14 protein-coding genes and 1 pseudogene are annotated in these 12,536 nt (G+C 70.6%); 6 read left to right on the forward strand and 9 right to left on the reverse strand.

Annotated features, from left to right (window positions below; genetic code table 11):
- A partial coding sequence (locus A5700_RS25600; protein WP_156671298.1) for a DUF2277 domain-containing protein occupies nucleotides 1-140 on the reverse strand: 140 nt, incomplete at its 3' end.
- A 271-nt stretch (nucleotides 141-411) separates the two neighbouring features.
- Between A5700_RS25600 and A5700_RS21635 the strand changes: the two genes are divergently transcribed.
- The 3 genes from A5700_RS21635 to A5700_RS21645 all read left to right on the forward strand — a co-directional run bounded on the left by A5700_RS21635 (nucleotide 412) and on the right by A5700_RS21645 (nucleotide 2,210).
- Nucleotides 412-1,161, forward strand: a complete 750-nt coding sequence (locus A5700_RS21635) for an enoyl-CoA hydratase (protein ID WP_068074733.1) — start codon at nucleotides 412-414, stop codon at nucleotides 1,159-1,161.
- 78 nt (nucleotides 1,162-1,239) lie between these two features.
- Complete coding sequence (locus A5700_RS21640) at nucleotides 1,240-1,548, forward strand: hypothetical protein (RefSeq protein WP_156671349.1); 309 nt, start codon at nucleotides 1,240-1,242, stop codon at nucleotides 1,546-1,548.
- Nucleotides 1,549-1,619: 71 nt separating this feature from the next.
- Nucleotides 1,620-2,210 carry a hypothetical protein gene (locus A5700_RS21645; RefSeq protein ID WP_068074579.1) on the forward strand — a complete coding sequence of 197 codons (591 nt, stop codon included), beginning with the start codon at nucleotides 1,620-1,622 and terminating at the stop codon, nucleotides 2,208-2,210.
- 30 nt (nucleotides 2,211-2,240) lie between these two features.
- On the opposite strand, the gene A5700_RS21650 is transcribed toward A5700_RS21645, so the two are convergent.
- The 6 genes and pseudogenes from A5700_RS21650 to rimP form a co-directional block, all read right to left on the reverse strand.
- A complete protein-coding gene (locus A5700_RS21650) occupies nucleotides 2,241-3,251 on the reverse strand; it encodes a bifunctional oligoribonuclease/PAP phosphatase NrnA (RefSeq protein ID WP_156671350.1) in 1,011 nt (336 codons plus the stop codon).
- Complete coding sequence (rbfA, locus tag A5700_RS21655) at nucleotides 3,226-3,732, reverse strand: 30S ribosome-binding factor RbfA (RefSeq protein WP_068074572.1); 507 nt, start codon at nucleotides 3,730-3,732, stop codon at nucleotides 3,226-3,228. Before rbfA ends, A5700_RS21650 begins: the two co-directional genes overlap by 26 nt.
- Nucleotides 3,732-5,989 (reverse strand): annotated as a pseudogene (gene infB, locus A5700_RS21660) (translation initiation factor IF-2). The gene rbfA and the pseudogene infB overlap by 1 nt, the downstream one beginning before the upstream one ends.
- A gap of 64 nt (nucleotides 5,990-6,053) precedes the next feature.
- Entirely contained in the window at nucleotides 6,054-6,425 is a 372-nt protein-coding gene (locus A5700_RS25605; RefSeq protein WP_197502951.1) for a YlxR family protein, read from the reverse strand.
- A gap of 55 nt (nucleotides 6,426-6,480) precedes the next feature.
- Entirely contained in the window at nucleotides 6,481-7,536 is a 1,056-nt protein-coding gene (gene nusA, locus A5700_RS21665) for a transcription termination factor NusA (RefSeq protein WP_068074566.1), read from the reverse strand.
- Nucleotides 7,533-8,066: a ribosome maturation factor RimP gene (gene rimP / locus A5700_RS21670; RefSeq protein ID WP_068074563.1), complete on the reverse strand. Its 534-nt coding sequence runs from the start codon at nucleotides 8,064-8,066 to the stop codon at nucleotides 7,533-7,535. Before rimP ends, nusA begins: the two co-directional genes overlap by 4 nt.
- A gap of 206 nt (nucleotides 8,067-8,272) precedes the next feature.
- Between rimP and A5700_RS21675 the strand changes: the two genes are divergently transcribed.
- A complete protein-coding gene (locus A5700_RS21675) occupies nucleotides 8,273-8,803 on the forward strand; it encodes a hypothetical protein (protein ID WP_068074560.1) in 531 nt (176 codons plus the stop codon).
- Entirely contained in the window at nucleotides 8,800-9,246 is a 447-nt protein-coding gene (locus A5700_RS21680) for a ferritin-like domain-containing protein (RefSeq protein ID WP_068074558.1), read from the forward strand. The genes A5700_RS21675 and A5700_RS21680 overlap by 4 nt, the downstream gene beginning before the upstream one ends.
- Before the next feature lie 12 nt (nucleotides 9,247-9,258).
- On the opposite strand, the gene A5700_RS21685 is transcribed toward A5700_RS21680, so the two are convergent.
- The gene (locus A5700_RS21685) at nucleotides 9,259-11,016 is read right to left on the reverse strand and encodes a proline--tRNA ligase (RefSeq protein ID WP_068074555.1); all 1,758 of its coding nucleotides are present in this window, start codon (nucleotides 11,014-11,016) and stop codon (nucleotides 9,259-9,261) included.
- A 378-nt stretch (nucleotides 11,017-11,394) separates the two neighbouring features.
- Here A5700_RS21685 and A5700_RS21690 point away from each other — a divergent pair, with 378 nt between their 5' ends.
- A complete protein-coding gene (locus A5700_RS21690) occupies nucleotides 11,395-12,234 on the forward strand; it encodes a hypothetical protein (RefSeq protein WP_068074552.1) in 840 nt (279 codons plus the stop codon).
- Here A5700_RS21690 and A5700_RS21695 read toward each other — a convergent pair.
- On the reverse strand, nucleotides 12,199-12,536 hold a 338-nt coding region (locus A5700_RS21695; protein ID WP_156671341.1), incomplete at its 5' end, for a helix-turn-helix transcriptional regulator. The genes A5700_RS21690 and A5700_RS21695 overlap by 36 nt on opposite strands.

Raw genomic sequence — 12,536 nt, forward strand, 5'->3', positions numbered from 1 at the left:
GCCTCGAACGCATCGGCCTGGGCCGCCGAGGGATGCGTGATGCCGCTGACCTTGCGTACGTACTGCCGCGCCGCCGCCTCCACCTCCGCCCCGGTGGCCGCGGGCTGCAGACCGCGCAGTTCCGTGATGTTCCGGCACATGCCTAACACGATAGGTGCGCCTCGCCGAAGGCGCGCGCCGGATGGCGGGGCCGACCAGGTGGCGGAGTCCGGCACCTCCGCGGCGGCGCGGGCAAATGGCGGGGCCGGCCAAGTAGGTACCCGAAGTGCCCGCCTCGCAGCGACATTGTGGCCGGCCGGCCGGGTGATGCTTCGTTGTCGCTATGAGGCGGGCACTTTGCCTACCCCTCCCCCACCCGTGACGCCCGTGACCACGCGTCACGCGATCACCGGTACTGGCTACGGTGAAGGCATGACTGATGACATCCTGTTGATCGCCACCGACGAGCGGGTGCGCACGCTGACCTTGAACCGCCCGCAAGCGCGCAACGCGCTGTCCTCGGCGCTGCGGGACCAGTTCTTCGCGGCCCTCGCCGACGCCGAGGCCGACGACGACGTGGACGTCATCATCCTCACCGGCGCCGACCCGGTGTTCTGCGCGGGCCTGGACCTCAAGGAGTTGGGCGGGCAGTCCGCGCTGCCCGACATCTCGCCGCGGTGGCCGTCGATGAGCAAGCCGGTGATCGGGGCGATCAACGGCGCCGCCGTCACCGGCGGCCTGGAACTGGCGCTGTACTGCGACATCCTGATCGCGTCGGAGAGCGCCCGCTTCGCCGACACCCACGCCCGCGTCGGCCTGCTGCCCACCTGGGGCCTCAGCGTGCGGCTGCCGCAGAAGGTGGGCATCGGCCTGGCCCGGCGGATGAGCTTGACCGGTGACTACCTCTCCGCCGCCGACGCGCTGCGCGCGGGCCTGGTCACCGAGGTGGTGCCGCACGACCAGCTGCTCGACGCGGCCCGGCGGGTGGCGTCGGCCATCGTCGGCAACAACCAGAACGCGGTGCGGGCCTTGCTCGCGTCGTATCACCGCATCGACGAGACGCAGACCGACGCGGGGCTGTGGCTCGAGGCCACGGCCGCCCGGCAGTTCCGCACCAGCGGCGACGACATCGCCGCCAACCGCGACGCCGTATTGCAGCGCGGCCGCGCCCAGGTGCGCTGACCGGCCACCTTTCAGCGACCCATGGCGGGCTCCGCGCCGACGCCACACCGCCCCGCCGGCGACGTCACCGCGACCACGGTGCTGTTCGTCGTCCAGGGGGCGCTGAGCGCCGTCTGCTTCGGCCTGGCGCTGCTGTCGTTGATTTACCTGATGATGCCCATCTGCAGCGACAACTGCGACAGCCCCGACGTCACCCGCTTTGTCCACCGAACGTTCGTGGGGGCCGTGGTCATCGCCGGTGGCGCGGCGCTTGGATTGCTGGTTTCCGGCGTCGGGGCCCTGGTCACCGGCCTGCGACACCGGCCGGGCATGTGGAAATGGCCGGCGCTCGGCCTGGCGGTGACCGTCGTGTCCGGCTTAATCGCCGTGGGCGTGTGGGTGAACTGACGGCGGCCAATACGATCCCAACAACGATCGTCGGAGAATCAGCACCACCGACCCGAGGCAAGGAGGCGCCGATGCGTGCCGTTGTCGACGTCAGCATGCGGGCGCTGGGCGGCGCGGCCCTGGCGGCCGCGTCGGCGCTCGCGGGGCTCGCCCCGCACGCGGGCGCGCAGCCGCCCCCGGCATTCCCCAACCTCGACACCTTCACGGCGGTGCCCGCCGAGGGGTACCTCGTCACGGGCCAGCAGACCGCGCCGCGGATCGGTTTCACCGTGCCGTCGACGGCCTCCTCGGCGATCGTGTGCGACTTCTACGGCGGCCCATCGCCCGCGCCGCAACCGTCGGCGGACCTCAAGTGCCGGGGCGACATCCCCGGGCTGGACGACGTTCCCGTGCCGGGCGGGCGGGCCCGCCCGGGCGACTGCCTGGTGGGCGCGGTCGATTACAAGGGGCCGGGCTACCAGCTGAGCCGCATGTCCGAGGGCGGTTGCGACGGCAGCGCGGCCACGCCGCAGACCGGCGCGAAGGCGCTGGGCGCCGGCCAGAAAGTGTCCTATTTGAGCGTCACCTGCGCCGTTGGCGCCGACAGCCTCGTCGCCTGCCTGGACACCACCAGCGGGGACCATGGGTTCGTGCTGCAGCGCTCCGGCAGCTGGGCCTTCTAGAAAGCTTCGAAGGAACTTCTAGGAGTTGAGTCAGGCGAGGGCGGCGCGCAGCGACGCCACCACCTGCTCGATCGAGCCGGTCGTCGAATAGCCGGCGGCCAGCCGGTGCCCGCCGCCGCCGAACACCGAGGCGACCGCGGCCAGGTCCACCCCGGCCTTGGCGCGCATCGAGACCGACCACCGTTGCGGCGCGATCTCCTTGAAGACGGCCGCGACCTCGGCTTGCTGGGTGGTGCGCACGATGTCGACGATGCTCTCCACCTCCTCCGCGCGGGCACCGAGCCAATCGGCGTGGCGCACCACGGCATAGACCAGCCCGCGCCCGCCGACCTCCTCGGGCAGCAGCTGCGCCGAGCCCAGGACCCGCGACAGCAACGGCAGCCACTCGAAGGGGTGCGTGTCCATCAGGGTCCGGCTGATCGCGGCGTTGTCCACGCCGATCTCGACCAGCCGGGCGGCCAACCGCAGCGCGCGGGCGCTGGCCCACCGGAACGACCCGGTGTCCGTCGTCAGGCCGGCGTAAATGCAGTGCGCGACGTCGGGCTCGATCGGCTTACCCCAGGCGTCGAGGATGTCGGCGATCAGCAGCGTGGTGGCGTCCGCGGTCACGTCGATCAGGTTGGCGGTGCCGAACATGTCGTTGGACACGTGATGGTCGATGACCAACACCTGCCGATCGGGGCCGGCCAGGTCGGCCAACGCGCCCAACCGCTTGACGCTCGGAACGTCAACCGTGACAACAAGATCCACGTCGCGACGCATCGCGTGCGGCTCGACGAGCAGCTTGCAACCCGGCAGTGAGGCCAACGACTCCGGCAACGTCGCCGGTTCGGCGAAGCTCACCTCGACGGACTTACCGCACTCGTTGAGCACCAGCGCCAACGCCAGCCCGGCACCGATGGTGTCGGCGTCCGGATGGACATGCGCGATAATCGCGACCGTCGACGCGTCCGACAGCAGCGCGACGGCGCCCGCCGCGTCGACCAGCGCGCCCACTCGGGACGCGCCGCCCAGTTCACTCTTCGAATTGATCGCCGTCACCGATGTTCCCGTCGAGCCCGCGTCCGGACCGGGCGCCGGGGTCCACCCCCGGCCCGGTCTCCCGGTACGGATCGGCTTCCCCCGCCGGCTTGGCGCCGGAGCGAACGCGCGCGAGGTCGGCGTCCCGGGCCCGCGCCTCGGCGAGCAACGCGTCCATCCGCTGCACGGTGTCGGTCGTGGTGTCCCGGGTGAACGTCAGCGTCGGCGTGAAGCGCACCCCGGTGCCCGCGCCGACCATGGTGCGCAACGCGCCCCTGGCCCGGTCCAGCGCCGCCGCGGCGGCCGCGTAGTCGGGCTCCTCGTCGAGCGTGCGTCCCATCACGGTGTAGAAGACCGTCGCGTCGTGCAGGTCGGCGGTCACCTTCGTGTCGACGATCGTCACACCGTCCAGGCCGGGGTCCTTGATCTCGAACTCGATCGCCGAGGCGACGATGGTGTTGATCCGCTTGGCCAGCCGGCGCGCCCGAGCGGGATCGGCCATCAGGTCCGTTCCTTCTCGACCAGCTCGTAGGACTCGATGATGTCGCCTTCCTTGATATCGGAATAGCCCAGCGTCATACCGCATTCGAAGCCCTCGCGGACCTCGGTCACGTCGTCCTTCTCGCGCCGCAGCGAGTTGATCGTGAGGTTCTCGGTCACCACGACGTTGTCGCGCAGCAGCCGGGCCTTGGCGTTGCGGCGCACCACCCCGGAGGAGATCATGCAGCCGGCGATGATGCCCACTTTCGAGGACCGGAAGATCGCCCGGATCTCGGCGCGACCGAGGGTGTTCTCCTCGTAGATCGGCTTGAGCATGCCGCGCAGGGCCTTCTCGATCTCGTCGATCGCCTGGTAGATCACCGAGTAGTAGCGGATCTCCACACCCTCGCGGTTGGCCAGCTCGGTGGCCTTGCCCTCGGCCCGCACGTTGAACCCGATGATCACCGCGTCCGACGCCGACGCCAGGTTGACGTTGGTCTCGGTGATGCCACCGACGCCGCGGTCGATGACGCGCAGCGCCACCTCGTCGTCCACCTCGATGCCCATCAACGCTTCCTCGAGCGCCTCCACCGTACCGGCGTTGTCGCCCTTGAGGATCAGGTTCAGCTGGCTGGTTTCCTTCAGCGCCGAGTCCAGGTCCTCCAGGCTGATCCGCTTACGGGACCGCGCCGCCAGGGCGTTGCGCTTGCGCGCGCTGCGCCGGTCGGCGATCTGGCGGGCGATGCGGTCCTCGTCGACGACGAGGAAGTTGTCCCCGGCGCCGGGCACCGACGTGAAGCCGATGACCTGGACCGGCCGCGACGGCAGCGCCTCCTCGACGTCGTCGCCGTGCTCGTCGACCATGCGGCGGACGCGCCCGTAGGCGTCACCCGCGACCACCGAGTCACCGACGCGCAGCGTGCCGCGCTGGACCAGGACGGTCGCGACCGGGCCGCGGCCGCGGTCCAGGTGCGCCTCGATGGCCACACCCTGGGCCTCCATCTCCGGGTTGGCCCGCAGGTCCAGGGCCGCGTCGGCGGTCAGCAGCACCGCCTCGAGCAGCGCATCGATGTTGGTGCCCTGCTTGGCGGAAATGTCGACGAACATCGTGTCGCCACCGAAATCCTCGGCCACCAAACCGTATTCGGTGAGCTGGCCCCGGATCTTGGCGGGGTCGGCACCCTCGACGTCAATCTTGTTGACCGCCACCACGATCGGCACGTCGGCCGCCTGCGCGTGGTTGATGGCCTCCACCGTCTGCGGCATCACGCCGTCGTCGGCGGCCACCACCACGATCGCGATGTCGGTGGCCTTCGCGCCGCGGGCACGCATGGCGGTGAATGCCTCGTGACCCGGGGTGTCGATGAAGGTGATCGGCCGCTCGACGCCGTCGTGCTCGACGGTGACCTGGTAGGCGCCGATGTGCTGGGTGATGCCGCCGGCCTCGCCCTCGCGGACGTTGGCCTTGCGGATGGTGTCCAGCAACCGGGTCTTACCGTGGTCGACGTGACCCATCACGGTCACCACCGGCGGCCGGGTCTGCAGGTCGTCCTCGGTGCCCTCGTCCTCGCCGTAGGTCAGGTCGAAGGACTCCAGCAGCTCGCGGTCCTCATCCTCGGGGCTGACGACCTGCACCACGTAGTTCATCTCGCTGCCCAGCAGCTCGAGGGTCTCGTCCCCGACCGACTGCGTGGCCGTGACCATCTCGCCCAGGTTGAACAGCGCCTGCACCAGCGACGCGGGGTTGGCGTTGATCTTGTCGGCGAAGTCGGACAGCGACGCGCCGCGGGCCAGCCGGATGGTCTCGCCGTTGCCGTGCGGCAGCCGCACGCCACCGACGACGGGGGCCTGCATGTTCTCGTATTCGGCGCGGCCCGGACCGGTGCCCGGACGCCCGCAGGCCCCGTCGCCCGGCCAGCCCAAGCCGCCCGCGCCCGGCCAGGCGCCGCACCCCGGCATGACGCCGGGTCCGCGACCCGGCCCCGGCCCGGGTCCCATCCCCAAGCCCCGCGCGCCGCGCGTCGGCAATAACCCGTTCTCGTCGGCGCAGCCCGTCGACCGGCCCATGCCGCGCCCGGGACCTTCGCCGGCGACTTGGTGGGCGCTCCGCCCGACTTGCCGCCGCCGAACGACTCGCGCAGCCGGCGCGCGACCGGCGCCTCGACGGTCGAGGATGCGGATTTGACGAATTCGCCCTGTTCGTTCAGCCGGGCGAGGACTTCCTTGCTGGTGACACCGAGTTCCTTGGCCAACTCGTGTACGCGGGCCTTACCTGCCACTACATCTCCTGTCTGAGAGGCGACAGTCGTGGGGCCGCGCCTCGGGTTTAGCTATGACGCATTGTCATCGGGACTTCACGGTGTGCTCATGTTCTTTGCTACCTGTTCTGTTGCCTGGGCCATCGGGCGCACCGAGGGACTCGATGTGCTCGATCACCGCCGAGGTGTCCGGTGAACCGGTGATGCGCAGCGCCCGGGTGAAAGCTCGCCGCCGGACCGCCTGTTGTGCGCATTGCGGCGCGGGATGCAGCCACGCACCCCGCCCCGGAAGGCTACTGCCCGTGTCAACGATCACGGCGGACTCGCCGTTCCCCGCCGACACAGCCACCACGCGAAGCAGTTCGACAGCCAGCTCTCGCTTCCGGCACCCCACACACGTCCGCACGGGTCCGCCCGCGCGTCCCTGCGTCGAGGCCGAAGGCTCACGCTGGATCACGGCTCAGTCTAGCGTCACCCGATCGATGGTCAGAACCCACCGACGAAGAAGGCGGTCAGCGGTCGCGGGCCAAACCGTGACTGGCGCCGTGCTCGGGCTGCTGCTCGGCCTGTCCCCCGCCGCCGGCCGGCGCATCGCCGCGGATGTCGATGCGCCATCCGGTGAGCCGAGCGGCCAAGCGCGCGTTCTGGCCCTCCTTGCCGATCGCCAACGACAGCTGGAAATCCGGGACCACCACCCGCGCGGCGCGCGCGGCCTGGTCGATGATCGACACCGACACCACCTTCGCCGGCGACAACGCGTTGGCGACGAAGCGGGCCGGGTCCTCGTCATAGTCGATGATGTCGATCTTCTCCCCGGACAGCTCGCTCATCACGTTGCGGACCCGCTGCCCCATCGGGCCGATGCAGGCGCCCTTGGCGTTCAGGCCGGGCACGTTGGACTTCACCGCGATCTTGGAGCGGTGGCCCGCCTCCCGGGCCACCGCGACAATCTCGACCGCCTCGTCGGCGATCTCGGGAACCTCCAGGGAAAACAGCTTGCGCACCAGGTTGGGATGGGTCCGCGACAGCGTGATCACCGGTTCGCGCGCCCCGCGCGTCACCCCGATGACGTAGCAGCGCACCCGGTTGCCGTGCTCGTAGCTTTCGCCCGGCACCTGCTCGGCCGCCGGGATCACGCCCTCCGACGCCTTGGTCTCGGTGCCCATCCGCACGACGACCAGGCCCCGGGCGTTGGCCCGGCTGTCGCGCTGGATCACGCCGGCGACGATCTCCCCCTCGCGGGTGGAGAACTCGCCGTAGGTGCGTTCGTTCTCCGCGTCGCGGAATCGCTGCAGCATCACCTGGCGCGCGGTGGTGGCCGCGATCCGGCCGAACCCCTCCGGGGTGTCGTCCCATTCGCTGATCACGTTGCCGTCGTCGTCGGTTTCGGTCGCGACCACCCGCACCACACCGGTCTTGCGATCGATTTCGATCCGGGCGTCGGTCTGGTGGCCCTCGGTGTGCCGGTAGGCGGTGAGCAGCGCCGACTTGATGGTCTCGAGCAGCTCGTTGACCGAGATGCCCCGGTCGACCTCGATGGCGTGCAGCGCGGCCATGTCGATATTCATGCTCCGGCCTCCGTGTTCCGGGCCCGTCCCGTAATGGCCAGGTCCAACTCTGCTTGCGCGGGAGGCGAGAATTCCACCTGCACAACGGCTTTCGCGATCTTGTCGAACGCGATTTCGCGTAGCGCCAGGTCCCGGCCGGCGCGGACCACCAACGCGACCCCGCCCTCGCCCGTCTCGCCGACGCGCCCGGTCACCGTCGACCCGTCAGTCAGGACCACGTCGACCTTGCGCCCGCGGGCGCGCCGGAAATGCTTCGGACCGGTCAGCGGGCGGTCCACGCCGGGCGAGCTGACTTCGAGCACGTAGTCGTCGCGGACGCCGTCGAGGCCGTCCAGCAAAGCCGACGCCGACCGCGACAACGCGGCGATGGTGTCGAGGTCCGGGGCTTGATCACCGTCGGCGACCACCGTGATCCGCGGCGGACGCAGCTTGGCGTCGATGACCACGTCTTCGATCTCGTAGCCGGCGCGCGCGAAGTGGGCACCGAGTAGCTCGATCACCTGCGTCGGGGAAGGTAGCCCGGTGGTCACGGCGAGCTCCTCATCTTGAGTTGTCGGTCATCTCCGAGGACGTCGCCGCCCCTCGAGCGCGGGAGGCGACTCCAGTCTCCCGGGGAATCGCAGCAGCTGCCGTTCCGCCGAGAGCCAGCTATCAACGATACGCCAGTAATCGGTTGTCTCGGCACGATCGAGTCCTGGCATCGTGCCCGCAACTACACCGATGGCAGGATGTGCTTGTGTCTAGCGCAGTTCCGGCCGTCACCCGGCGAAACGTCCTCGCCGGTGGTGCGGCGTTGGCGGCCCTGGCGACGGTGGGGTCGGCCTGCGGCAAGTCAGCGCCCAAGGCCCCGACCGTCGAACAGCTGCTGGGCCCCCTCGATCAGGCCAGGCACGACAGCGCGCTGGCCGCCGCCGCGGCGTCGGCCGTCGGCAACCCGCCGCAGGTGGCCGCCGCGCTGAGCGTGGTGGCGAGCCAGCGCGCCGCGCACGCCCGCGCGCTCGCCACGGAGGTCGCGCGGGCCGCCGGCAAGCTCGCGACCACCTCGACGAGCGAGACCGCCAGCCCCGCACCGGCCCAGCCGGCGGGACCGCCGCCGCCCCCACCGCCGGTCTCGGACGTGATCAACGCGCTGCACGCCTCGGCCGACAGCGCCAGCCGGCTGGTGGGCACGGAGTCGGGTTACCGCGCGGGCCTGCTGGCCTCCATCGCGGCGTCGTGCACGGCGTCCTACACGGTGGCGCTGGTCCCCGGGGGGCCGTCCATATGACCTCCGGGAAAGAGGCCGACAACTCGGCGCTCAGTGACGCGCTGGCCATCGAGTACTCGACGATCTACGGCTATGGCATCGTCTCGGCGCTGTCGCCGGGCAGCGTGAACGGCATGGTGGTGGAGGCGCTCGAGCAGCACCGGCAGCGGCGCGACGACGTGGTGGCGATGCTGGCCGCCCGCAAGGTCACCGTTCCGGTGGCCGCCGCGGGGTATCAGCTGCCCCTGGTAGTCGGCAGCGCGGCGGACGCCGCCCGCCTGGCCGCCCGGATGGAGAACGACGGCGCCGGCGCCTGGCGCGTGGTGGCCGAACACGCCGAGACGGCCGAGGACCGCGCCTTCGCCGCCACCGCGCTGACGCAGAGCGCGGTGATGGCGGCCCGGTGGAGCCGCGTGCTGGGCGCGTGGCCCATCACGACGAGCTTCCCGGGCGGCAACGACTAGCTTGGCGACTACTTAGCCGCGCACCGCGGCCGCGATGTCGGCGGCCAGCGACGGTCCGGCGGCCAGCTCGCGGGTCTGGCCGCCGAAGCGGTCCCGCAGCTCCACCACGCCGCCGGCCCAGCCCCGCCCGACCACGACGATGCGGGGCACGCCGAGCAACTCGGCGTCCTTGAACTTCACCCCGGGCGAGGCCTGGCGGTCGTCGAGCAGGACCTCCAGGCCGAGCCGGTCCAGCTCGGTGGCCAGCTCGGTGGCGCCGGCGCGGGCCTGATCGTCCTTGTTGGCGATCACCAGGTGGACGTCGAACGGGGCGACCGCTGCCGGCCAGCGCAGGCCGAGCTCGTCGTGGTGCTGCTCGGCGATGACGGCCACCAGCCGGGACACCCCCAGGCCGTAGGAGCCCATGGTCAGGCGCACCGGCTTGCCGTCCTCGCCGAGCACGTCGGCGGTGAACGCGTCGGTGTATTTGCGGCCCAGCTGGAAGATGTGGCCCACCTCGATGCCCCGCGCCGACACCAGCGGCCCGGCGCCGTCCGGCGACGGGTCGCCGTCGCGCACCTCGGCGGCCTCGATGGTGCCGTCGGCGGTGAAGTCCCGCCCGGCCACCAGGCCGACAACGTGGCGGTGCGGTTCGTCGGCCCCGGTGATCCAGCTGGTGCCGTCGACCACACGGGGATCGACCAGGTAACGAACTCCGTTGGCGCGCAACGCCTTCGGGCCGATGTAGCCCTTGACCAGAAAGGGATGCCTGGCGAAGTCGGCGTCGTCGAGCAGCGCATACTCGGCCGGCTCGAGCGCCGCGCCCAGGCGCTTGTCGTCGACCTCACGATCGCCCGGCACGCCGATGGCCAGCAACTCCCAGTCACCGCCGGGCTGGCGGACCTTCAACAGGACGTTTTTGAGGGTGTCGGCCGCGGTGATGGGGCGCCCCAGGTCCGCGCCGTTGGCCCAGTCGACCAGGGTGGCGATGGTCGGGGTGTCGCCGGTGTCGTGGACCACCGCCGCGGGCAGCGCGGCCACGACATCGGCGGGCGGCGGCTCGGGCCGCGCGGTGACGACGGCCTCGACGTTGGCCGCGTAGCCCGACTCCAGGCACCGTACGAAGGTGTCTTCTCCCACGGCACTCTCGGCGAGGAACTCCTCCGAGGCGCTGCCGCCCATCGCGCCCGAGACCGCGGAGACGATGACGTAGCGCACCCCGACGCGGTCGAAGATGCGCTGATAGGCATCGCGATGCGCGTGGTAAGCGGCCTTGAGGCCGGCGTCGTCGATATCGAACGAGTACGAGTCCTTCATGAGGAATTCCCGGACGCGCAGGATGCCCGCGCGTGGCCGCGCCTCGTCGCGGTACTTGTTCTGGATCTGGAACAGCAGCAGCGGGAAGTCCTTGTAGGAGCTGTATTCGCCCTTGACGGTCAGCGTGAACAGCTCTTCGTGGGTGGGGCCGAGGAGGTAGTCGTTGCCGCGGCGGTCCTTGAATTTGAACACGCCATCGCCGTACTCGTTCCAGCGGTTGGTCGTCTCGTACGGCGCGCGCGGCAGCAGGGCGGGAAACAGGATCTCCTGTCCCCCAATCGCGTTCATCTCCTCGCGGACGACGCGCTCGATTCTGCGCAGCACCCGCAGTCCCAGCGGCAGCCAGCTGTATAGGCCAGGAGCGACCGGCCGGACGTAGCCGGCTCGGATCAGGAGCTTGTGGCTGGGCACTTCGGCGTCGGCGGGGTCATCGCGCAAGGTGCGCAAGAACAGCTCGGACATCCGGGTGATCACAGCGGGCCAGCCTAGCGGTGACTGCAAGCGCGGCGAAGCCGGGCACGGCAGGTCACCGCCATCGGGCTAGCGGTGACTTGGCGCTCGGTGACGATGCGGGCGGCCTGCGCCCGCTGAGGAGGCGAGCAATCTGGCACAGCGCGGCGAAGTCGGGCGCGGCAGGTCACCGCCATGGGGCTAGCGGTGACTTGGCGCTCGGTGACGATGCGGGCGGCCTGCGCCCGCTGAGGAGGCGGGGGGCTACCTGCGGTGCGCACGGAAACCGCCCGGTCGCGTACGGCGCGCGCGATGGCAGTGAACCGGGTCTCAAAGTCCCCCGTTACTCCTGTTAACGCGCTGAAGACTGACGGCGCTGGTCAAGCTTGCTGGAGGCGATCTATGACGTGCACATCCCGAGACGTCGCTGTTGCCGAGCCGCTGCGCCCGGCGGACTACACGGTCGAATGGATCGACACGGCATACGCCCCCGGCGAGCCCTCCGAGTACTGGGTCGAGCATGTCCGCACCAATCACGGCTCGCTGCAACTGCATTTCGCGGATCCGCCGGTGTTCCGTGGCGGCACCGTGGTGCAGCGCAACGCCACCCATCAGCTGGTCGACTTCTGGTCGGACGCTCTGCGGTATGTGCGCACCGACGCCGACGTCAAGGCCGACGACCGCCAGGGCAACCTGCTGCTGGTCGCCCGCCACGGCGTTTTGGAGGTCGAGCAGAGCGGGGTCCAGATGCGGCTGGTGCCGGGCCAGGCGGCAGTGCTCACCAAGGCGCGCCCCCTGCAGGTTCGCCACGCGTTCGGGGTGCGGGGCTGGACGTTCGAAGCCGCGGACGTCAGCTGCCCCGCCGCCATGGACCGGCATCCCACGGTGGTAGACCTGCGCAACGGGCTGGGCTCGGTGGTGTTCTCGATGCTGTCGACCGTCAGCCAACAGCACCGCACCCTCGACAGCTACCAGTTCACCCGATCGTGCACCACGCTGACCGACCTGCTCATCGCGTCCATGCTCGAACGCTGCGGCCTGCCGGACACGCTGAACTCGGTCGAGCACGCCGTCCGCCAGTACGTCACCGCGCACTCCCGAGACCCGGAGCTGAGCCCACGGGCGATCGCCGCCGCGCTGAAGATGGGCGATCCGCACGGCGTCGCGCTGTGGGCGGGATCGGGTTTTGCTGCGGCGCAGCCGGGTTCAGCCGCGGACATCATCGACGGGCTGGTGGGCTAAGGCGCGCGCTTCGCGCGGCGTCACCCCGAAATGCTGTTTGAACACCGCCTCGAACGTGCTCATCGAGCGGAACCCGCTCTCGAAGGCGATGCTGGTGATCGTCGTGCCCGGGGACGACCCGCGCAGCAGGTCGGCGGCGCGGTTTACCCGGGCGCTGCGGATCAATTCGCTGGTCGTGGTGCCCGCCTGCTGCAACGCCAGCTGGATCTGCCGCACCGACCAGCCCAGCGCGGCGGCGATCGCCCGTGGGCTCAGCTCCGGGTCTCGGGAGTGCGCGGTGACGTACTGGCGGACGGCGTGCT

Origin of the sequence: Mycobacterium sp. E1214 (genome assembly GCF_001666755.1) — a bacterium.
Lineage (GTDB): Bacteria > Actinomycetota > Actinomycetes > Mycobacteriales > Mycobacteriaceae > Mycobacterium.